This is a genomic window from Salinivibrio sp. ML290, from assembly GCF_001995695.1.
Taxonomy (GTDB): domain Bacteria; phylum Pseudomonadota; class Gammaproteobacteria; order Enterobacterales; family Vibrionaceae; genus Salinivibrio; species Salinivibrio siamensis.
Genome location: NZ_MUEY01000016.1, coordinates 28,957 through 48,903, shown reverse-complemented (window position 1 = coordinate 48,903; position 19,947 = coordinate 28,957). Strand labels below are relative to the sequence as shown.

The following is a 19,947-nucleotide window of genomic DNA, read 5'->3' as shown; positions in this document are numbered from 1 at the left end:
AGGTCACACATCAACAGTGAGCGGGCTCTCATCAAAATGAAGTACAGCCCACTGACTGGTGATCTTCATCACGCTATGAGACAAAAGCCTGTCTAAGCCGGCGATGAAAAAAACCGTCTAGCTTTTGGTGATTTTTGTGCGCTAGCGCAAATTAACCCCTRACAAACCAACATCAATGTGTACACCGACGATAAAAAAAGCCAAGAACAAGGCAATTAAGTGACGTTTATCACAATTATAAGGCGTAGTTGCACTAAATTAGGGCACCCGTTAAGAGATCAGGGATAGATCATAGTTTGTGTCTTTGAAGTTACATACACTGCAATCAGGACAGAGGTGCGCACCAAAGATGACGCACCGCATTTGTAGTGAAGGACAGTGTCTTATGTGGATCCCATCAAAGCTGACTCGGCCTGGACGGCTTTATAACGCGATATTGCGCCCGCGAGTGCTCGATATTTTACAACAAGCCCCCCACTATAAGCTGGTGCTGTTTCGCTCTCCGGCCGGTTATGGCAAAACCACCATGGCTGCCCAGTGGCTCGCCGATCAACCCAATGTCGGTTGGTTTAGCATTGATGACAGTGATAACGACAGCTTTCGCTTCATAAACTATTTATTACAAGCGTTGCACCAAGCCACCCAAGAAGGCTGCGCCAATACTATAAAACTGGCGGAAAAACGCCAATTCTCATCACTTCGTGCGCTCTTGTCTGATGTTTTTGCCGAACTGGCCGGGTTTCACGCCACCAGCTATTTGGTGCTGGACGACTATCAACTGGTTGATAACGAAGAAATCCATGAAGCGATGCGCTTTTTCATCAAGCACATGCCAGAGAACCTCACGTTAGTGGTGACGTCACGCGCTAACCCACCACTGGGCACCGCGAACTTACGCGTGCGAGACCTGATGATCGAGATAGGCAACGAGCTTCTCGCGTTCGATAACGAAGAGACAACCCGGTTTTTCAACCAACGTATCGACGATGGCGTCGATGAATCGACCGCGAATGCCTTATGTACCTACGTCGAAGGTTGGCCATCCGCGCTGCAACTGATCGCCATTCAAGCGCAGCACCAAAAACGCACGCTAATGCAAAGCGCCGCCTCGTGTGCAGAATTTAACCATGCCCATCTTTGGGACTATCTAGCGGAAGAAGTCTTCGACTTGCTTGACACGGAGACACGTCAGTTTCTGATGAAAGTCTCAGTGTTAGAAATGTTCAATGATGAACTGGTTTTCGCCTTGACCGAGCGAGAAGATGCGCTGGGTATGCTTGAGTCACTCAATCGCTATGGCTTGTTTATCTATCCGCTTRAGGGGGATAACAACTGGTTCCGGTTTCACCATTTATTCGCGGAGTTTTTGGCYCATGAGCGTCAAGCCYGGATCCCCCACCAGCAACAAACCTTGCACCGACACGCGGCACTGGCTTGGCTAAAACTGCAGTCCCCTCATCAAGCCTTGCGCCACGCACGCTATGCCAAAGACGATGCGTTGTTGGCCGATATTCTCAATCAACACGGCTGGCGTATGTTCAATCGTGGCGAACTATCCACACTCGAATCCGCGATTATCAAGCTCAGTGATGAGCTTTTATACCAATACCCCAATTTGAGCTTACTGCGTGCTTGGTTAGCACAAAGCCAACACAGGTATCACGAAGTTGGCGAGTTATTGGCCAGTGCCGAAAAGGCGTATCAAGCCCGCGACATTCCACTGGATATTGATTACCAAGGCAATGCCAATGCCCTGCTTGCCCAAGTAGCCATTAATGCGAATGAGCCTGAGCAAGCGATGCAGCTGGCAGAAAAAGCACTCGAGCAACTCGATAGCGCCAATTACCGAGGACGTATTGTCGCGACTTCCGTGGTTGGCGAGGTAAATCATGTGCTCGGCGAACTGGATCGCGCTTTATCCATGATGCAACAAACGGAAAAGTTAGCGCGCCAGCATCAGGTATATCACCAAGCGCTGTGGGCCATTTTACAGCAAAGTGAAATTCTCCTGGCACAAGGCTATGTGCAAGCCGCGTTTGAGTTGCTCGATAGTGCCGATCAGCTCATTGAAGATCAGCAATTGCACCAAGTTCCTTTACATGAATTTGCTCTACGGCTTCGCGCCCAAATACTCTGGTGTTGGAACCGTCTGGATGAAGCTGAAGCCTGTGCGTATAAGGGGCTACAGGTTTTGGAAAACCAACCGCCGAGCAAGCATTTGCATAGCTACTCTATGCTCGCGCGCGTGGCTGTTAGTCGCGGTGAGTTAGATAAAGCGGCCAAAAGCATTGAGCACATAGAGCACCTTCTACGAGAATCAGTTTATCATGTTGATTGGACCGCTAACGCGTCACTCTCGCTATTGCTCTATTGGCACGCCAAAAACGAACTGACCAATATGGATGAGTGGTTACATCAAGCCGTTCGCCCCGCGACCGCCTGCAACCACTTTAGCCAGCTTCAGTGGCGAAACATTGCCCGCGCGCACCTGCATTTGGGTCAGTATGATCAAGCACGTCAAGCGGTCGATTTTCTGCGCCGCGAAGCGAACCGGTCCAACTTAGTGACGGATAAAAACCGCAATCTCATCGTCGAGGCCGTGCTCGCCAGTAAAGTGCAAGAGACGGAATACGCCAAAAGTCTCTTGCAAGATGCCCTGATCCTAACCAATCAAACCGGGATGATGGGTAACTTTTTAATCGAAGGTGATGCGCTCTCATCATTGCTGCACGCGTTGATTGAACAACAAGCGCTCGGCGCATTAGAGCGACACCGGGCACAGCAGCTCTTAAAAGAAATCGCCAGCCATCAGCGCTCACGCTCCACCCACTTTGATGAAGCCTTTGTCGAAAAACTGGTCAAGCATCCGAACGTGCCAGAGCTGGTGCGAACCAGCTCATTGACGCAACGCGAATGGCAAGTACTTGGCTTGATTTACTCAGGATTCAGTAACGAGCAAATTGCTCATGAGTTAGATGTCGCGGGAACAACGATCAAAACGCACATCCGTAATCTTTACCAAAAGCTGAATATTGCAAATCGCAAAGAAGCGGTCGTCACCGCCGAAAACCTTTTACAACTTATGGGTAACTAGTCAACGATGCCTACGCCCCCAGACTTCCTTGGGGGCGTTTTCATCACGGTCTTAATATAGTTCTTGTCCATCAAGTAAGAACAAAAATCCAGCACAGTAAAACCTACTATTGTATATTTATTCACTCTTTTGTGACTAAAACCAATTTTTTTGACAAAAACATTGATGCTAGTATTTTTTATTGTTTAAACTATGAATAGTTATTACTGTAGTATGAAGCTTTAGTTGGCGTACCCTTTGTCTATAAAAACTATTTATACCGTTCTTTACACACTAGCATTGACAGTTGTAACTCTATCGTTCAACAGTCATGCATCATCAAAAGTCGAGAAAAAAAATAGCGTCATGATGAAAGCTTCATCATCGCCTATCTGGCTAGCACTGCTTCATTACAATGATAAAGAATCAAGCGAAATAACATCACCTGATTTTTTTATCCATGACCAAGGATCAGTGAACCCTAGCCTTGAAATGTCTGCAACAATTGAAGCCTTCTTTAAAACCCCAAAAGAACAATGTCGACTCCCTGCTCGCAAGGTGTTTATAGAAAAACAGCTAGAATTAACATTTCCTCACGTAACCTGTGAAGAACTCAACGCTTATAGAGATGGTCTAGAAGCAAAAAGTATCAGCCTTGTTTATGCGTCGGGCTATCTTGGTAACCCAGCGTCGATGTATGGTCATCTACTTCTAAAAATAAATAAGGAAGATAAGCATGACTTGCTAGATAACACGTATAGTTATGGCGCACGTGTTCCTGATAGCGACAACAAGTTTAAATACATATTAAAAGGCATCTTTGGTGGCTACCAGGGCTTTTACTCCAACCAAAAATATCACCACCAAAGTCTAACCTATAATGAGTCAGAGTTACGCGACCTTTGGGAGTATCGATTAAAAGTAAATGACGAAACGATAGATTTTATTATAGCTCACCTTTGGGAAATGCAAGATATCGGAATGACTTACTACTTTTTCCGTGAAAACTGTGCCTATCAGTTGGCTCAATTGATCACGATGGGGAGCAATACTAATGCTACCCCCCTAGAAAAGCCTTGGGTTATGCCTTATGACGTTGTTAAAAGCACAAAAAAATCAGGCCTTATAGAAACAACTGTATATCATGAGTCGAGACAGGAAGCGCTTTACAATAAGCACGCTCAATTGAAACAGAACGAAAAAAGTATCGTTCGCGATATAATCGAGAACGGGGACACCAAACGCCTAGATTATCTTTCTGAGAAGTCAGCTAAACGAATTATAGAAACGCTTTACGATTATTACTCATACCTTTCGAGTAAGAATGACGGGCTAACACCTAACCAGAAAAAGATAAAGCAGTCATTGATTAATAAACGCTTTGCACTCACTCCCGGCATAAGCGAATGGGAGAAAATAGCCCCAACACCACCAGAGAATGCAACTCCCAGCACCTTGCTGCAATTAGCTTTTTTTAACAACAATAGATTAGGAACAGGCCAAGAAATAAGATTTAGAGCTAGCTACTATGACTGGTTGAACATTAATCCGGCGCGAATACCTTTTTCATCACTTGAGTCTGGTGATGTTCGCTTTCGATACTACAACCAGAACAAAAGTTGGAAATTAGAACAGCTTTCTCTTTTTGATATAAAGAGTTTAAATGTATCCGAGACAGGATTACCAGAAGATAAAGAATATGCCTGGCGTCTTGCAATGGGATACGGTAGTGTCGAAAATAGTTGTCAATCTTGCATGACCGGTTACCTCAAAGGGTTTTGGGGTGAAAGTAAAAGAATCACTACTAATTCAGCAGCGTATATTGCCCTTGGGGCAAACGCTCAAGAATATAGTGAGAGCAATTCATGGCTCTCGCTAGGACCTGAGGTTGGCTGGATATGGAATCCGTCTAGCACTTGGGCATCGTCGCTAACTTTGTCTCACCACCGATTTATTGATGACGTTGACAAACACATTCATCATGTAAATTTTGACGTGCGCTATAGCATTAACCAATCATGGGATGTTAGAAGCGCTTACTCTTTTGATGGTGATACAGAGTATTCACTTAAACTTTCTTACTATTGGTAGATAAAATGAAAAAATTAATGATTTCTGCAGTTGCAGCTGCAACCCTTTTTGCTGGTAATGTTTCTGCACAACAAGAGACAATTAATCCTTGGAAACATTGTGGCATCGGCGCAATGATTTTTGACAACAACGGCGCCGCAGCCGCTATTTCTAACATAATATGGGACCTAGGTACCACAGCTGTATCTTCGAAGATTTCATCGGAAGATAGCTGTAATGGTAAACGTGTGGAGGCTGCAATGTTTATCCAAGACAATTTCAACAATGTAATTGAAGAAACTAGCCAAGGTAGCGGTAACCATTTAAACGCTATGCTAGATATCCTTGAGGTAAGCCAAGATAAGCAAAGTCAAGTTATTACTCAAGTTCGTAGTGAATTATCACAAAAAAGTGACATTCAGCCCGAACAGTATTACAATACTGTAATCGCTAATATCTAAGCACTTTATTCACCCATAATCTTGTTGCCCACTAACCTTCATGAGTAATGAGATTTTGCTACGCCCCCAGACTTTCCGTGGGGGCGTAGTGGCCCGTCATTCTCCGCCTACCTTTCGTGATATTTTGCTGAATTTCATCATCTTTTTTGTAATGACACGCTGAATTTTAATCCGATCACGCATGGTAGGTGTCGCCCTTCAGTAAGCTGCGCTCAGTATTGATACACGAGGAAAAATCAATGAAGCGCACTCAGTTTTTGCAACCGCTCGGCGCATCTGTTGCCGTCGCGACTATCATCGCTTTAACGGGTTGTAATACCGATAAAGAAACCAAACTCCCCCCCAGGGAAGCAGGGACCAGCGATGCCAGTGTGCTATTTGCTGACGCCGATACCCTGCTCACCCATCAAACTAACGCCACCTCGCTCACCTTGTATTACTCCGCTGATGGCACGATGCGCTATAACCCGGACACACAGCAGGTGGAAAACGCCACCGCGAGTCTCGAATCTACCCTTGCCACCCGCGATCATTGGCAAACATCGTTTCCCCATTTGCAAGGTAACGTCAAAGGGTTCGATTTTGACTTTGTTAGCGCCGATATTGCGCTGAAGCAATGGCTTAAAGGACAGCTTCTCGCTATCGCCAAAGACGGTGATACCGTATTAACCGCAACCGATGTGCAACCTGCCCGCGCGCTTGATGTCTTGTACGCAGAACACGCCGAAAAACTTAACTTTGGTGCCATCCCTGACGCTGGACACACTGAATTTCGTCTTTGGGCCCCTACCGCACAGCAAGTCTCGCTGGTGCCCTATCAATCGGCGAGCGAACAAAACGCGCCAAAACAGCGCCAAACGCCCATTAAAATGGACTTCGACGCCGAGTCAGGAAGCTGGCATGTTGCCACCACGGCGCTGAATCATGGCGACTATTACCGTTATCAACTGTCGGTCTATCACCCTGCCACACACCGTGTCGAGCGTCTCGAAGTCACGGATCCTTACTCACATAGCTTGTCGACCAACTCCAGCTATTCACAGGTGGTCGATCTGAGTGCGCCCGCGCTTAAACCCAGTGGTTGGGATATGCTGAGTGCGCCTCACTCGCAGCAAAATCCCGCCAACAGCGTGATTTATGAGGCGCACGTGCGTGATTTTTCCGCGCTCGATCAATCCACTCCCCAAAATCTGCGCGGTAAGTACCTTGCTTTTACCCAAAACACCACTGAGCCGGTCAAACACTTAACCGCGCTTGCGCAATCTGGGGTTACTCACTTGCACCTGCTCCCCGTGTTTGACATTGCCTCCATCAACGAGGACGCGGCGCAACGTATCGATGTCACCGACCGCTTCTCCACGCTATGTGACGAAGTCCCCTCACTGAAAGAGACCCCAAGGCTGGCCAGTGAGTGCGACAACAATCAAAGCATCCAAGCGGCCTTAACGGACTTAGCCACCCAAGACAGTGCTGACACCCCCTATGTGCAAACTGTGATGGCGGCGATGCGTCAATACGACAGCTTTAACTGGGGTTACGATCCTTTCCATTACACCGTGCCTGAAGGCAGTTATGCGACCGACCCTGAAGGCACCGCGCGTATCCTCGAGTTTCGTAAAATGGTCATGGCCATCAAACAGAATATCGGCATGAATGTAGTGATGGACGTGGTCTACAACCACACCCACCAAGCGGGCTTAGGGCCTTATTCTGTGCTGGATAAAGTCGTGCCTTGGTATTATCAGCGCCTTAACCCCGTTACTGGAGACGTTGAGCAATCCACTTGCTGCTCAAACACCGCACCTGAGCATCGCATGTTTGCCAAACTGATCGATGACTCGATTGCCACTTGGGTGAAAGACTACAAAATCGATGCCTTCCGTTGGGATTTGATGGGGCATCATCCGCTAGCCCAAATCGAGCACACACTTGACGTTGCCCGCGATATCAATCCAGATGTGTATTTCTATGGCGAAGGCTGGAACTTCGGTGAAGTCGCCAACGATCGCCAGTTTGTCCAAGCCACCCAAGCAAATCTTGCAGGTACCGGTATTGGCTCATTCTCTGACCGACTTCGAGATGCGGTTCGCGGCGGCGGTCCGTTCGATGGCGGCGAGTACCTGCGCAAAAACCAAGGCTTTGGTAATGGTCAATGGGTCGCCCAAAATGATTTGCAACAGCAAAACAGCGGGGAAAGAGCCAGTGCCCTGCATAATGCCGACCTAGTTCGTTTGGGTATGGCGGGTAACTTAAAAGATTTTCAGTTGCAGATTGCCAATGGTGACGTCGTGCGCGGGGACGAAGTCGATTACAACGGTCAACCGGCTGGCTACGCGCAAGATGCTTGGGAGATTCAAAACTATGTCTCCAAGCACGACAACCAAACCTTGTGGGATAACAATCAATACAAATTCCCTTACGCCATGCCACTTGCGACACGCGTCCGCGCCCAAGCCGTGTCACTCTCCACTGCACTGCTGGGACAAGGGGTGCCTTTTATTCACATGGGCAGCGAGCTACTTCGTTCAAAATCCATGCAGCGTGACTCGTACGACTCGGGAGATTGGTATAACCGCGTCGACTTTACCAAACAAACCACGCAGTGGGATCAAGGGCTGCCACGTGAAGACAAAGACGGCTACAACTGGCCGATGATTGAAGCCGTGATTGCCAACCACAACAGCGAGGCCAAACCAACACCACAGGCAATCAGCAACATGGACAGCTACTTTAATGAGCTGGTGGCGCTGCGTGCGTCGTCAGGGCTGTTCCACTTAGGCCAAGGCAGCGTGATTAACCAACGTGTCAGCTTTCACAACACCGGCGCCTCACAGCTCCCAGGGCTAATTGTGATGCAGCTTGATAACAGTGGCAGTCTGCACGACAGCTCGATTGATGCAACGCGTGATGGAATTATCGTCGCGATCAATGCTTCAGGCACGGCGGTCAATGACTTTGCCAACATCGACGCCAACGGCTATCAGCTTCACAGCTTGCAAACCAATGCAGGCAGCCACTCGATAGCGTATAACCAACAGGCCGCTCAAGTGACCAACGGCAAACTCACCATCCCCGCGTGGTCCGTCGCCGTATTCGAGAAACCTCATCAACCTTAATCGTATTGGGGGGAATGCAGTATCATTCCCCATCTTGTTCTGTTTGGATACGCCGTGCTCGATATGCAAGGTTAAACACTCCGATTTTCACGACCTCGATCATGTTCGAGGTCGCACCAAATGCGACTTTCGCTCATCTTGTCAGCTTTTATCAACATGAGAAAAAGCGATGTATTACCAACGTATATTATTCACCATTTTCTGTTTATCCTCTCTTCTCCTACAGCCTGCGCTGGCCAACTCAGTCGGTTTTATACCTTTGCATATTGAAGCAAATGCTATGCGCCCCCTTGAAGGTGCTATGTGGTATCCAACCGATGAAACTGAAGCGAAAGTACTAATCGGCGATAACCCTGCTTTTATAGGCGTGCCTGTCATCCAACACGCCTCCATTGATACGAAAAATGCACCATTGGTCGTATTGTCTCACGGCTATCGAGGTAACTGGAGGAATCAAAGCTGGTTGGCTTATTCACTGGCCCAGAAAGGCTATATTGTAGCGGCAATCAACCACCCTGGAACCACGAGCTTTAACCATAAAGCCTCTCAAGCCGCGCAGTGGTGGCAACGCCCAAAAGATATGTCACATCTCCTCGACCATCTATTAAGCAACAATAGCTATCGCAACAAAATAGATAAGCAGAATATCACGGCGATCGGGCATTCATTGGGTGGTTGGACAGTGATGCAATTGATCGGCGCACAACTCGATAGAACAGCGTTCAAACGTGATTGTCAGCAATACCCGAACTCGAGAACATGTGGATTAGCGGACGAACTAGGATTGTCCACACGACAAGGTGCTGAACCCTCATCTCATAACCTTAGTGATCCTCGGATAAAACGAGTGGTAAGCCTTGATCTTGGATTAGCACGAAGTTTTTCGACAACCAGCCTCGCATCAGTGTCTCAGCCCACTCTCATTTTGGCTGCAGGTGTCGATATTGGGGACCTACCACAAGCCATGGAGTCTGGCTACTTAGCGGAACGTATGGGGCGCGCACATCGTCGCTATAAAGTCTATCAAAACGCTACCCACTTTAGCTTTATACAAGCCTGTAAGCCCAATGCCGTAACGCTGCTTGAGGCCGAAAAACAGGGGGACGGTATCATTTGCCAAGATGGACGAGGTGCACAAAGAAGTACCCTACACCAGCAAATAATCGATGATATTGTGCAGTTTTTAGCAGATTAAGCTCTACAGACGAGAAGTTATCCCGTTATTATGGGCTGCTTCTCGTTCACCGCTCCTTTTCTATATGCGCTCGGTGTTTGGCCTACAACACGTGAGAATTCACGATTAAAGTTAGATTTCGTATAAAACCCAGCGCTCAATAAAATATCCATGATGGTGTCGTCACTTGAGAGGAGTCGTTTCTTCGCGTATTCAATACGATATTCATTGATTACTCTGGAAATATTTTGTCCGTAGTGCGCATTAATAGCCGAAGAAAGAGAACGCGATGGTACACCTAACTTACGTGCCAACCGAATGAGGGACAAATCTGGATCAGTGAATAGCGCTTCTGCATCCATGAGTGCTTTGAAACTTTCCACCACCTCAGACTCGACATCATTTTCAGTTACTTGGGCCTTTTTACTGACTTGTTCCTTGCTAGCTGGAAGTTGATAGCTCGCGATAATCATTGTCACGACAAGAGCTGGGATAAGTAACAAATAGCTCACCGAAACAATGGCCCGAACGTGCTTTCCTGATGCCAAAGAAAAGTCCCATGCGATCAGAACATCAATCAATGCTGAGTAAAGTAATAAACTCCCCGCAGTCCGTTCTGACAACACAAACAAACTCACACGATTGAAGCTAACCGATTGAGGGAGCCTCAATGAGTGTATAAGTAAACACACCCCATACCCTGCCGACAAAGTGGCTAAAAGCACATCGAGAACACCAAAGCTAATTAAGTACGGAAAAAACGCACAGGCTATGACCATAGCAGGACCACATAAATGCCAAATTAAGCGACCTCTCCGTGAGGATTGTTCAACAAAGCCATACCAGGCAGCAATGGGAAGACAGGCTGCCAGAATGGTTTGTATAAATCGCAAAGCAGCTAAATCGAACGTCCAACGTAATCCGACAATACACGTCATCACCGCACAAAAAACGGTGAACGCAAAAGGCTTGTGCCAGTTTTGGTCACGACGAATTACGATGACGATAGCCGTCATTACCAAAATCAGAGTTGCAATATACGGAAGTGGCACAGCAAGCATATGTTTAGCCTAGCAATTTTTAAATAACTCAAGGATCATAGCCAAATTGTTAGACCAGTGATAGAAAAACCACACTTTACCTCTCACATCTCCTGCGGATTAACTTTGCCCTACCCCACAGGATGAATGTCGGTATAATGCGCGTCTCAGCTTTTATCGATGAATAGCATTATGATCAAGAACCTGATCTCAACTTACCTCAAAGGCATGGCGATGGGCGCTGCGGATGTGGTTCCTGGTGTCTCTGGCGGTACGATCGCATTTATTACCGGTATCTACACGCAGTTGCTTGAGAGTATTCGGCGTATCACGCCGCGCCTTTTTACACTTTGGCGCAAGGAAGGTTTCAAAGCGGTCTGGCAACATGTTAACGGCACCTTTCTTTGTGTACTGTTAGCCGGCATTCTGACCAGCATTGCCAGTTTGGCAAAAGGGATCAGCTGGATGCTCACCCATCACCCCATCCCGCTTTGGTCATTTTTCTTTGGATTGATCATCGCTTCAGCATTGCATATTGGCAAACAATTGCCCGCGCCTAAGATCAGGGCTAAAACCATCCTAGCAGCGCTACTTGGGATCGGGTTTGCCTACTGGATTACCATTGCTAACCCGTTACAACTTACGGCGAGCCCATTTACTATATTCCTTGCTGGCGCGATCGCCGTTTGTGCGATGATCTTACCGGGGATTTCTGGCAGTTTTATTCTACTGTTGCTGGGCATGTATAGCCCCATTCTTGATGCGGTACATCAAGGTCAATTCGGTTTACTCGGGCTATTTGCGGTGGGTGCGATTTGCGGTCTGTTAACCTTCTCTCACCTTTTATCTTGGCTGTTGCGTCACTATTATGCGCTCTCGCTGGCTTTTCTTACCGGCCTGATGTTGGGCACGCTAGGCAAAATATGGCCTTGGAAACACACGCTCACGTGGCGTACAAATTCATCCGGTGAGCAAGTGCCTCTAATGCAGGATAATCTTCTCCCCGGCGCCTATGAGGCAATCGTGGGACACTCGGCACAAGTTAGCTTGGCCATTGTTGCCATGATAGGTGGCTTTGTGCTGGTATTACTGCTGGAGCGTTTCTCGCCTGCTCAGGACTAAATCATGAATACATCGCCCTCACAATCACCCGTGAGTCGCTCACTATTTATCACTGTCGGTCTCTTGATACTGGCAGTGGTTGCTTTTTTTCTTCCCTCTTGGCTATCTGGCTTTTTTTCTACGGCCTCGAGTTCAAGTATCGCGCCAGCCGCATACTGTTCGCTCAATCATCAGACATGCCAATACAAGGGCTATCAAGCCAGCTTAGGCAGTCCAATGGTTCATCCACTACATGCCAATACCCTCACAGTGACCGCCCCCCAACCGCTTGCTACGGATACCATGCTCATCAAGCTTAAAGGGGTCGAAATGAATATGGGTGAATATCGGCTCGCGCTCAAAAAAACCGATACACTCACCTATCAAGGCGCGTTGATGTTGCCCGTTTGCACCGAAGACAGCATGACATGGGCTGGAACCATTACCCTGAATGATGATGCAAACAACTCACTCCCCATTAAAGTACGCATGGAGCGACTATGAGTAAGAAAGCTTGGCTTGTCGCCATTATTGCTGTTTGTTTTGGCTTAGGTGCCCGCGCGCTGTTTGATAACTATCAAACCTCACAAAAGCAGGCGCAAGCAGGGGCATTAGAGTCACAAGGACAACCGTTTGATCTTTACGACAGCGATGACCCACGTCCGCGCATTGTTTATTTTGGTTATACCCATTGCCCTGATGTTTGTCCGACGTCGCTCGCCGTATTGTCTGCAGCGTTAAAATCGCTCCCCGAGCCGACAAGAAACGCGGTGTCGCCAATCTTTATCACCCTAGACCCAAAGCGTGATACAAGCGAAAAAGCAGCGGAGTATGCCCATTTTTTCCACCCCAGCATAACCGGCGCCAGTGGTTCCGAAGCACAAATCGCACAGTTGGCAAAGCGCTACGGGGTTTTATACCGTATCACCGAGCTGGAAGACTCCGCCATGGACTATGCCGTAGATCACAGCTCCTTTTTTTATTTTCTCTCACCTAATGGTGAGCTGTTAGAAAAAGTCCCCCACACTTTAAACCCTGAAATGCTGATCGCAGCGATTGAACGGGTGACTGATCAAAATAAGGAATAACAATGACATCATTCAAATCTTTTGTTGCCGCTATCGCCTTTATGGTTGCACCATTCGTGCATGCCCATGGTGAGTTTTTTATTCATGATGCCTATGCGCGGGCCACTGCACCAGGCGCACCAAATAGCGCCGCTTTCATGGTTCTCGATAATCAAAGCAAGGTGCTAAAACGGGTAGTGAGTGCGAGCACGCCGGCAGCGAAACGGGTAGAGTTGCATGAGCATGCTATGGTGGATGGCATGATGGAAATGCGACAAATTGCGCAAATCCTGGTGCCTGAAGGCGAGCAAGTGACCCTAAAGCCAGGTGGCCTACATGTAATGTTGTTTGATCTGACTCAGCCACTCAAAGTAGGCGAGCACATTTCATTGACATTAAACACCGCGGACGGTCATTCACTCACCAAGCAGATCCCAGTGAAATCGGTCATGGCGGGCATGAAACATCACAACAAAGAGATGCACGCAAACCACGAATAAGCACAATATCGGATACCTCTTACCTCGCTAAGTGTTAACTCGGTCAAGCTCTGCTATTTAAGTAAAGGATTATCCAGCAAAAATGCGTTTAAGCGTCTAAGGTTGACAATAGTCGCGTGGATGCGTGACCCTAATGACGCGATTGCTATGACAAACAACAATAGCGAGGTTATTTATGAAAATCCGTCCAATGGCGCTAGCTGCCGTCGCATCGAGCATGTTGCTCGTCGGTTGTACCAGCAACACAGCGTTACAGCAAAGCGTTGATGATTTATCAGCGAAAGTCGATGCATTATCGAATGATGTATCTATGATGAAAAGCGACGTGAGCGATACCAAAGATACCTCTCAAATGGCATATGACGAAGCAAAACGTGCCAATAAGCGCATTGATAATATGGCGCAGTCTTACACGAAATAGCGTATCGATTAAAGCACCGATTACTCGCTGAACAAACAATGAATAACGGCGCGCGATGCGCCGTTTTTTTATGCTGTGATCTTATCCGCCTTATCCGGACTTTTACTGCTCAGATCGCGTCATTTGCTTAGCATCTACGTCCACACGCTCTAGACGCTGCCAGGCTTTCAACTGTGCTGGGGTCAGTGTAGCGATCTCTGTCGGCACGCCTTCTTGGACAGATAACGCCGCTCGGTAGCGCCGAGGTGACAGTTCCAGCCGCGCTAAAATCGCTAACACCTGAGGATCAGGCTCAACCGATAAACGCGCTTTGGTCTCTTTTTCATTTTTTGACAAAGGACGATGCGCCTCTACCATCACTCGCCCATCAGGCTCAACGCTTAGCTTCGCGGGTTGATTGATAATTCTAACCGGGGTGTGGACATCCACTTGCTCAAACAGCCATGCCACATCGTCAGGTCGAAGCCGGATACAGCCAGCACTGACTCGCAGCCCAATACCAAACGACTTGTTAGTGCCATGAATCAAATACTCACCGTTACCGAAGCCCAACCTTAGCGCATGCTCACCTAAGGGGTTGTTTGGCCCTGCTGGCACCACATCAGGCAAAATGATGCCACGCTGTTTTTTATATTCCTCACGAATGCTCTGCGGTGGCGTCCAAGTCGGATGTTCGCGCTTTTGGCTAATATAGGTGTTCATTGTGGGGGTTTCGCGACCCACTCTACCGATCCCGATGGGAAACACATGAACATCACGTTGCGCGTCCGCCTTTTCTCCCGTTACCTTAGCGTCTGGTTCAGGAAAATAATACAGGCGTAGTTCAGCAAGGTTGATCACTATCCCTGAGTGAGGTGGTGAGGGCAACAAGAGCTGGTTGGGTAAGCGCACCAGAGAGCCAGGATCAGGCAAGTAGGGATCAATCCCTGGGTTGAGCGCTAAAAGCGCTAGAAACCCCATATCATAGTGTTTAGCAATGGCTTCTAAGTGCTCGCCCTCTTTGACGATGTGCGCCTCTGGATAGCCAACAAGTCGACTGCCGTCGGTGGGTAACGGATACGGGGTGGCAAATGCTGTCGGCACAGCTAACACCCAAAGTACCACACAGGCTAATAATCTCTGTATGGCACCTTTGCCTACCATCGGCCAAGAGAGGTTAGAAATAAACTCGTGCTCCAGCAGCGCCTTCAAACTCAATATCGCCTTTCTCCTCCCAATACCAAGTGGTGCCCGCTTCTGCAAATAGTTCCACATCACCCGTACCCACCGGAAGAGTCACACCGAGCCCGGCACGTGGTCCCCACTGATGCGTTGAATCATCTACCCACTGACCTCCGGCATAGACATACATAGGCGCATATTCCATCCGCCCGAGCCATTCACCCAAATTCCAAGTTCCATCGACGGCCACTCCCACCTTATCGATGCCAGCTTGAATTTTAAATTGGTTTTGCTTCAAGGTCACACCAGACATTGGCGAACCAAGGAAAACCCCCGCAGCAAGGCCATCAGCCGCGTAAGAAGAAACGGGAAATGAGGCAACAGCCAAAAAGACTGCCGCACGAAGCCAAAGGTTAAAATTCATGGTATTCCGTTGTATTACTGTGATAAGCACATGGATTAAAGCAATTTTAGTGCCAAGGTTATAAAGCCATAAAACGGGGCTAGGTTTCCCTCTGAGCTAGGCAGGCAAGGCAAGAATACGGTGATCACTCGCGTTACGAGGTGAACGCATCACCAAGCACCCACAGAAAGAGGCAATAATCTGCCAATACGGAAAGGTACAAAGCGTACAAACCATGCCGCTTTAATCGGTCACAACATGACAACGATCGCCGCTCGCCCCGCCCATCGATGAGAAAGTGCGCACAAAGTAGCGTTTCTCCCTGATTTATTGGGCGATTTAAGTGATATACTGCATACTTTAGTCTGTGCGCCTTTACGAGTATGCGTGACAAGGCAGCATCCGCTTTCAAGACGTTTTTGGTAGGAGTAACGGGTTTTTGTTAGATGATCTGGTCTCGCTGGCACTGCGCCAGTTTCAGCAAGATTGTGTCAAATTGTGCGAGCATCACTATCCCACAGTCCACAATCGGGGAATGCGTGATCCCCACATGGGCAAAGCACTCGCACGTCGACTCATGCGGGTTCTCGAAGCGCATGATAAACCCGCAACGTTTAATTTGCTCGACGATACCCGACCACATAGCCAAACCGTCTATCAGCTACAACTTGACGGCAGCGCGATATACATACTAGCCCATCGCCTACTCAGTGGTAATAACGCCTGTCGTGATGCCTTGGTGCGTGACGTTGCTTGGCTACTGAATCATGGCATCACAAACCCTGCCGAGCCTGGGCGTGTCATTGTGGTCAGTGACCACTGGATTGATCGCACCAACGCCAGTAAGGCTGTTCCTTCTTGGTGGTTGGGACACCAACCTATCCACGCAGACGCCTATCGCGCGCAAGGAATACGCTTGACCAGCGCAACGTCGAGCCTGGCTGAGACCATCGCGCCCTTGGGTTTAACCGAGGGGCGATATCGTATCTTTCACCCTTTGTTTCGCAAAAAAGATGGCTTACCCCTGCACAAATACCTTTTGCTCACCGCCACCTTTCCGCTCGGTGTTGAAGAGGATAATAGCAGTCTTTAATGTGGTTTGTGCCACACGGCTTTGAAATCAAACCATCCCACCGCATTCGATGCCACATCTTGGAGATCTGGCGTCGCCATGACACCCATCCAAATATGAAACAAGGGCACCATTTGATGCTCAACCAGGCGACGGGCTAAGTGCTCAGCACAGCTATCGTCTTGTGTCTCTCGCCAGCGCTGAGTATGACGCTCAATGGACTCGAGCATGGTATCTGTGCAGGCACTCAATACCAGATCATGCGTCCCTAGCCAGTTAAATAACCCCGCCTGCCCGCGTTCACCAAAGCTCATCGCCCCTAACCAGATGTCGATTTTGCGGCCATATTGACCACTAAAGTAGTCGGCGGATGACAATGCCAAGGTTTTCACTTGAATACCATCCTCAAGTAAGTGCGCGTGTATTGCCTTGGCGATAAGCGGGTATAAAGGATGATCGGATAAATACGCCACGGTCAGTGACGTTGGTGACGGAGCAACTGGCGACATGGACGAAAGACCATGATGCATCCAACCTGGCATCAGTCCATACGCATTGAACAATCGGTACTCACCCATTCCACAATGCGCCAAGCGTGGCAGTAATTGCAGCGATGACAGCTTTGCATGCAGGTATTCACGCCATGCGGGTTGCTTCGCTAATCCATCGCGACAATTCAACAACAGGTAACCAGCCCCCTGATCCATTTCTAACTTTTGACTCAGCGTGGTTTGATGGCTTGCTAATCTCTCCGGCGTCAGTGAGGTGCTGGGAGTGAGATAGCACATTGCGGCCTCATCAAACACCATAATCTGGATTTCATCGGTCAGGGCACGATAACCAAAATAATCATCAAATGCCTCGAGCACTAAACGGTGTGGCTGTTTCTCTGCCACGCGATAAGGACCTGTCCCAATCGGTTGATAACCAAGGGATTGACTTGGATGGCGCTCAGCAGGACGAATGACCGCTTCTGGCAAGGTGAGCGCATGATCAAACCTTGAGTCGGGAGACGAAAGATGTACATCAATCATTCGCGGGCCCGGCGAGTCAACACGCGAAAGATGAGCAAAAAAACGCCGCGTAGAAAGCGCCGATAGGCTCGCTATCACATCCTGCTCGCGCATTGGCTGACCATCATGGAAGCGGACACCAGGACGAAGGTAAAATCGCCAATGTGTCGGCGACAACGCTTCCCAATGATGGGCTAAATCCGATGTCACAGTACGTTCATTACCACGATAACGCACCAAACCATTAAAAATTTGACCGACCAAGTGCTGCTCTGAGCGACGCAAAGGTTCGCGCGGATCCAGCGTCTCAAGCTGACGGTAATAGGGCAGGCGAACAATTTGCCGCCCGTTTTGCGTACTCGGCCCCATTTGTTTTTGGATTAAGGCAGCGAGTTTGGTCGAGTCATGATCAAGGCACGCTAACGCGTGATCCATTTTCCCTTGCGCCAACCAATGTGCTGCCTGCTCTTCTCGCAGTGCCATTTCACTTCGTAAAAACGCTAAACGAGAGAGCTTGCCCCGCCCCACGGAAGGCTGCCACGTTAACCATCCTTGCTCTTCTAACTTACTGAGCACCATTCGCGCATTACGCCGCGTACAGACCAAAATATCCGCCACAGCTTGTAGCGTTGTATCGGTGTTTTCGCCATTGAAATGATGATAAAGGCGGGAGAACTGAGCACGAAGTCGCTGACCTGACATAAAAGAGGAACCCAACAATCACAAAAACCAGTGGAAGTATTTCCTATTTTACGCAGAACAAGGCATAGCGTCTGCTCATATCTTGATCACACGAACTCAGGCTGTGATCTCTGGCAGGCAATAATCACCGGCTTTCACGAGCAGACGTTTGTTATTCCGTCTGACTCAGTTATGATGCCTCTCTTTGTCGATAATGAGTAGGGTGTTTATGATCGCGTCGGCTATTATTTCCCATTTTGATATCAAACAACGCTGGATGGCTTGCCACGTAAAAAAAGCGCAATTCCCAACCAAGGAAAGCCTTGCGGGTTTTGATATCTATCATGCCACTGCTCATCCCCCACACCCTTTTGACAAACCTGACGCACCAACTCATCAGCCACTCACTCTCTATTGGGTCGACAATCACCCACTGATGATTCAGTATGCCAAGCTTCAGGCGCAACAGTGGCCAGAGTCAGATCGTGCCAATATGCTCGCTTACTTTGCCCAGCTTGCGCTTGAAGATGGTGTTGAAATCGCTGACGCCACGGTGTCGCTCTGTATCGGCACCCAAAACGGGGAAACCTGCGCCGCCGCCATGCGGGTCGATACGGTGTTAGACGGTCAAGCGGTCAGTGGTATTTATGATGTCGTCGCCCCTGATGAGAACGCACAAGCACAACTTCTCTATGCGCTCACTCAGGAGGAGAACGGCGATGACAGGCTGTGGGTCATCGCCCGCTAGCGGGAGAGGCGCTGGTTCTTGAGAGGGCGCACCACTTCCTCAAGCCCTTCAACTTTGAGCGCCAGACACAGCTTCATTAGCTCTCCTAACTCGCCTTTCGGAAACTCGGCTTTGTTTTGAAACCACAACAGATATTCCTCTGGCAGATCAATCAACACGCGCCCAGCGTATTTGCCGAATGGCATGGGCATTGTGGCTAATTTCATAAGCTGTTGTTTATCCATCAATGCATCCCGTTTTAGGCTGTCGCATGTCGCTGTTCAAGACGTTGACTTGCAATCATTTCAAGCAACATGGTTTCACGTATCAACGATTGCCCGGCTTTGGCACTGTTCGCCATCACTGCTTTGTTATGCGCAATCGCATGATTAAGGCTCACCCACACAGGTCGCATACCATTATTGATTTCATAATGCTCAAAGGTCGGTGTACCGAGATCTCGATCAACGCGGCAGTAGAAGCAGTATGACAACATATGCATCACATCCGCACCATCTCGATACCAAGGGCGGTACTCTTCAAAACAGCCAAATGGGGTGATATCACGGATCTGTCGTGCGCCCGTATCTTCTTGCAGCTCACGGATCATGGCTTGCTCTGGGGTTTCGCCCGCATCCATACCGCCACCGGGGAGCGAATAATCATCATAACGTGCGGTATACATCAGCAAAATCTCATCGCCATCTAAGGCAATCGCGCGTGCTGCGTCGCGCTTAATGACGGATTTATTTTGCAGCGGCAGCACCCGCCCATCCGTATATTTGGCTATGATTTTCATAATCACCTAGGGAATGGGAAAATCGGATAATGTGACATGATTACAAATCGATGTAATCGAATTAATTT

The 19,947-nt window shown here is 48.5% G+C and carries 18 protein-coding genes; 12 read left to right on the top strand and 6 right to left on the bottom strand.

Going from position 1 to position 19,947, the window contains the following annotated elements; all coding sequences use genetic code 11:
- Positions 1-385 precede the first annotated feature (385 nt).
- From malT to BZG23_RS13520, 5 genes are all read left to right on the top strand, one after another.
- Entirely contained in the window at positions 386-3,094 is a 2,709-nt protein-coding gene (gene malT / locus BZG23_RS13540; RefSeq protein WP_077607250.1) for an HTH-type transcriptional regulator MalT, read from the top strand.
- Positions 3,095-3,439: 345 nt separating this feature from the next.
- Positions 3,440-5,164: an Lnb N-terminal periplasmic domain-containing protein gene (locus BZG23_RS13535; RefSeq protein WP_077607249.1), complete on the top strand. Its 1,725-nt coding sequence runs from the start codon at positions 3,440-3,442 to the stop codon at positions 5,162-5,164.
- A gap of 5 nt (positions 5,165-5,169) precedes the next feature.
- Positions 5,170-5,604, top strand: coding sequence for a DUF3015 family protein (locus BZG23_RS13530; protein WP_077607248.1), 435 nt, complete (start codon positions 5,170-5,172; stop codon positions 5,602-5,604).
- A 239-nt stretch (positions 5,605-5,843) separates the two neighbouring features.
- On the top strand, positions 5,844-8,720 hold the full coding sequence (gene pulA, locus BZG23_RS13525; RefSeq protein ID WP_077607247.1) for a pullulanase-type alpha-1,6-glucosidase: 2,877 nt from the start codon (positions 5,844-5,846) through the stop codon (positions 8,718-8,720).
- A 169-nt stretch (positions 8,721-8,889) separates the two neighbouring features.
- A complete protein-coding gene (locus BZG23_RS13520) occupies positions 8,890-9,915 on the top strand; it encodes an alpha/beta hydrolase family protein (protein WP_077607246.1) in 1,026 nt (341 codons plus the stop codon).
- Between the two features lie 17 nt (positions 9,916-9,932).
- Here BZG23_RS13520 and BZG23_RS13515 read toward each other — a convergent pair whose 3' ends face one another.
- Positions 9,933-10,955, bottom strand: coding sequence for a helix-turn-helix domain-containing protein (locus BZG23_RS13515; protein ID WP_077607245.1), 1,023 nt, complete (start codon positions 10,953-10,955; stop codon positions 9,933-9,935).
- 171 nt (positions 10,956-11,126) lie between these two features.
- On the opposite strand from BZG23_RS13515, the gene BZG23_RS13510 reads away from it, so the two are divergent.
- From BZG23_RS13510 to BZG23_RS13490, 5 genes are all read left to right on the top strand, one after another.
- Entirely contained in the window at positions 11,127-12,056 is a 930-nt protein-coding gene (locus tag BZG23_RS13510) for a DUF368 domain-containing protein (RefSeq protein ID WP_077607244.1), read from the top strand.
- Positions 12,057-12,059: 3 nt separating this feature from the next.
- A complete protein-coding gene (locus BZG23_RS13505; RefSeq protein WP_077607243.1) occupies positions 12,060-12,539 on the top strand; it encodes a hypothetical protein in 480 nt (159 codons plus the stop codon).
- Complete coding sequence (locus BZG23_RS13500) at positions 12,536-13,123, top strand: SCO family protein (RefSeq protein WP_077607242.1); 588 nt, start codon at positions 12,536-12,538, stop codon at positions 13,121-13,123. The genes BZG23_RS13505 and BZG23_RS13500 overlap by 4 nt, the downstream gene beginning before the upstream one ends.
- A gap of 2 nt (positions 13,124-13,125) precedes the next feature.
- A complete protein-coding gene (locus tag BZG23_RS13495) occupies positions 13,126-13,602 on the top strand; it encodes a copper chaperone PCu(A)C (RefSeq protein ID WP_052708145.1) in 477 nt (158 codons plus the stop codon).
- A gap of 175 nt (positions 13,603-13,777) precedes the next feature.
- On the top strand, positions 13,778-14,023 hold the full coding sequence (locus BZG23_RS13490) for an Lpp/OprI family alanine-zipper lipoprotein (protein ID WP_046075907.1): 246 nt from the start codon (positions 13,778-13,780) through the stop codon (positions 14,021-14,023).
- Positions 14,024-14,125: 102 nt separating this feature from the next.
- Here BZG23_RS13490 and BZG23_RS13485 read toward each other — a convergent pair whose 3' ends face one another.
- Positions 14,126-15,166, bottom strand: a complete 1,041-nt coding sequence (locus tag BZG23_RS13485) for a L,D-transpeptidase family protein (protein WP_077607271.1) — start codon at positions 15,164-15,166, stop codon at positions 14,126-14,128.
- Between the two features lie 13 nt (positions 15,167-15,179).
- Entirely contained in the window at positions 15,180-15,608 is a 429-nt protein-coding gene (locus BZG23_RS13480; protein WP_077607241.1) for a hypothetical protein, read from the bottom strand.
- 418 nt (positions 15,609-16,026) lie between these two features.
- Here BZG23_RS13480 and BZG23_RS13475 point away from each other — a divergent pair, with 418 nt between their 5' ends.
- Complete coding sequence (locus BZG23_RS13475; RefSeq protein WP_046075909.1) at positions 16,027-16,680, top strand: hypothetical protein; 654 nt, start codon at positions 16,027-16,029, stop codon at positions 16,678-16,680.
- Here BZG23_RS13475 and BZG23_RS13470 read toward each other — a convergent pair.
- Positions 16,677-18,374 carry an SgrR family transcriptional regulator gene (locus BZG23_RS13470; protein ID WP_077607240.1) on the bottom strand — a complete coding sequence of 566 codons (1,698 nt, stop codon included), beginning with the start codon at positions 18,372-18,374 and terminating at the stop codon, positions 16,677-16,679. The genes BZG23_RS13475 and BZG23_RS13470 overlap by 4 nt on opposite strands.
- Positions 18,375-18,582: 208 nt before the next feature.
- On the opposite strand from BZG23_RS13470, the gene BZG23_RS13465 reads away from it, so the two are divergent.
- Positions 18,583-19,101: a hypothetical protein gene (locus tag BZG23_RS13465; RefSeq protein WP_077607239.1), complete on the top strand. Its 519-nt coding sequence runs from the start codon at positions 18,583-18,585 to the stop codon at positions 19,099-19,101.
- Here BZG23_RS13465 and BZG23_RS13460 read toward each other — a convergent pair.
- On the bottom strand, positions 19,098-19,325 hold the full coding sequence (locus BZG23_RS13460) for a DUF3820 family protein (RefSeq protein WP_046075911.1): 228 nt from the start codon (positions 19,323-19,325) through the stop codon (positions 19,098-19,100). The two genes, BZG23_RS13465 and BZG23_RS13460, sit on opposite strands and share 4 nt — an antisense overlap.
- Positions 19,326-19,339: 14 nt before the next feature.
- The gene (locus BZG23_RS13455) at positions 19,340-19,879 is read right to left on the bottom strand and encodes an NUDIX hydrolase (RefSeq protein ID WP_077607238.1); all 540 of its coding nucleotides are present in this window, start codon (positions 19,877-19,879) and stop codon (positions 19,340-19,342) included.
- Positions 19,880-19,947 lie beyond the last annotated feature (68 nt).

Excerpts from the sequence above, each read along its gene's own strand:
- BZG23_RS13530 (WP_077607248.1), top strand. The coding sequence starts at position 5,170 with ATGAAAAAATTAATGATTTCTGCAGTTGCAGCTGCAACCCTTTTTGCT.
- BZG23_RS13490 (WP_046075907.1), top strand. The coding sequence starts at position 13,778 with ATGAAAATCCGTCCAATGGCGCTAGCTGCCGTCGCATCGAGCATGTTG.
- BZG23_RS13480 (WP_077607241.1), bottom strand. The coding sequence starts at position 15,608 with ATGAATTTTAACCTTTGGCTTCGTGCGGCAGTCTTTTTGGCTGTTGCC.
- BZG23_RS13505 (WP_077607243.1), top strand. The coding sequence starts at position 12,060 with ATGAATACATCGCCCTCACAATCACCCGTGAGTCGCTCACTATTTATC.
- BZG23_RS13535 (WP_077607249.1), top strand. The coding sequence starts at position 3,440 with ATGATGAAAGCTTCATCATCGCCTATCTGGCTAGCACTGCTTCATTAC.
- BZG23_RS13510 (WP_077607244.1), top strand. The coding sequence starts at position 11,127 with ATGATCAAGAACCTGATCTCAACTTACCTCAAAGGCATGGCGATGGGC.
- BZG23_RS13485 (WP_077607271.1), bottom strand. The coding sequence starts at position 15,166 with ATGGTAGGCAAAGGTGCCATACAGAGATTATTAGCCTGTGTGGTACTT.
- BZG23_RS13465 (WP_077607239.1), top strand. The coding sequence starts at position 18,583 with ATGATCGCGTCGGCTATTATTTCCCATTTTGATATCAAACAACGCTGG.
- BZG23_RS13460 (WP_046075911.1), bottom strand. The coding sequence starts at position 19,325 with ATGGATAAACAACAGCTTATGAAATTAGCCACAATGCCCATGCCATTC.
- BZG23_RS13500 (WP_077607242.1), top strand. The coding sequence starts at position 12,536 with ATGAGTAAGAAAGCTTGGCTTGTCGCCATTATTGCTGTTTGTTTTGGC.
- BZG23_RS13495 (WP_052708145.1), top strand. The coding sequence starts at position 13,126 with ATGACATCATTCAAATCTTTTGTTGCCGCTATCGCCTTTATGGTTGCA.
- BZG23_RS13515 (WP_077607245.1), bottom strand. The coding sequence starts at position 10,955 with ATGCTTGCTGTGCCACTTCCGTATATTGCAACTCTGATTTTGGTAATG.
- BZG23_RS13455 (WP_077607238.1), bottom strand. The coding sequence starts at position 19,879 with ATGAAAATCATAGCCAAATATACGGATGGGCGGGTGCTGCCGCTGCAA.
- BZG23_RS13470 (WP_077607240.1), bottom strand. The coding sequence starts at position 18,374 with ATGTCAGGTCAGCGACTTCGTGCTCAGTTCTCCCGCCTTTATCATCAT.
- BZG23_RS13520 (WP_077607246.1), top strand. The coding sequence starts at position 8,890 with ATGTATTACCAACGTATATTATTCACCATTTTCTGTTTATCCTCTCTT.
- pulA (WP_077607247.1), top strand. The coding sequence starts at position 5,844 with ATGAAGCGCACTCAGTTTTTGCAACCGCTCGGCGCATCTGTTGCCGTC.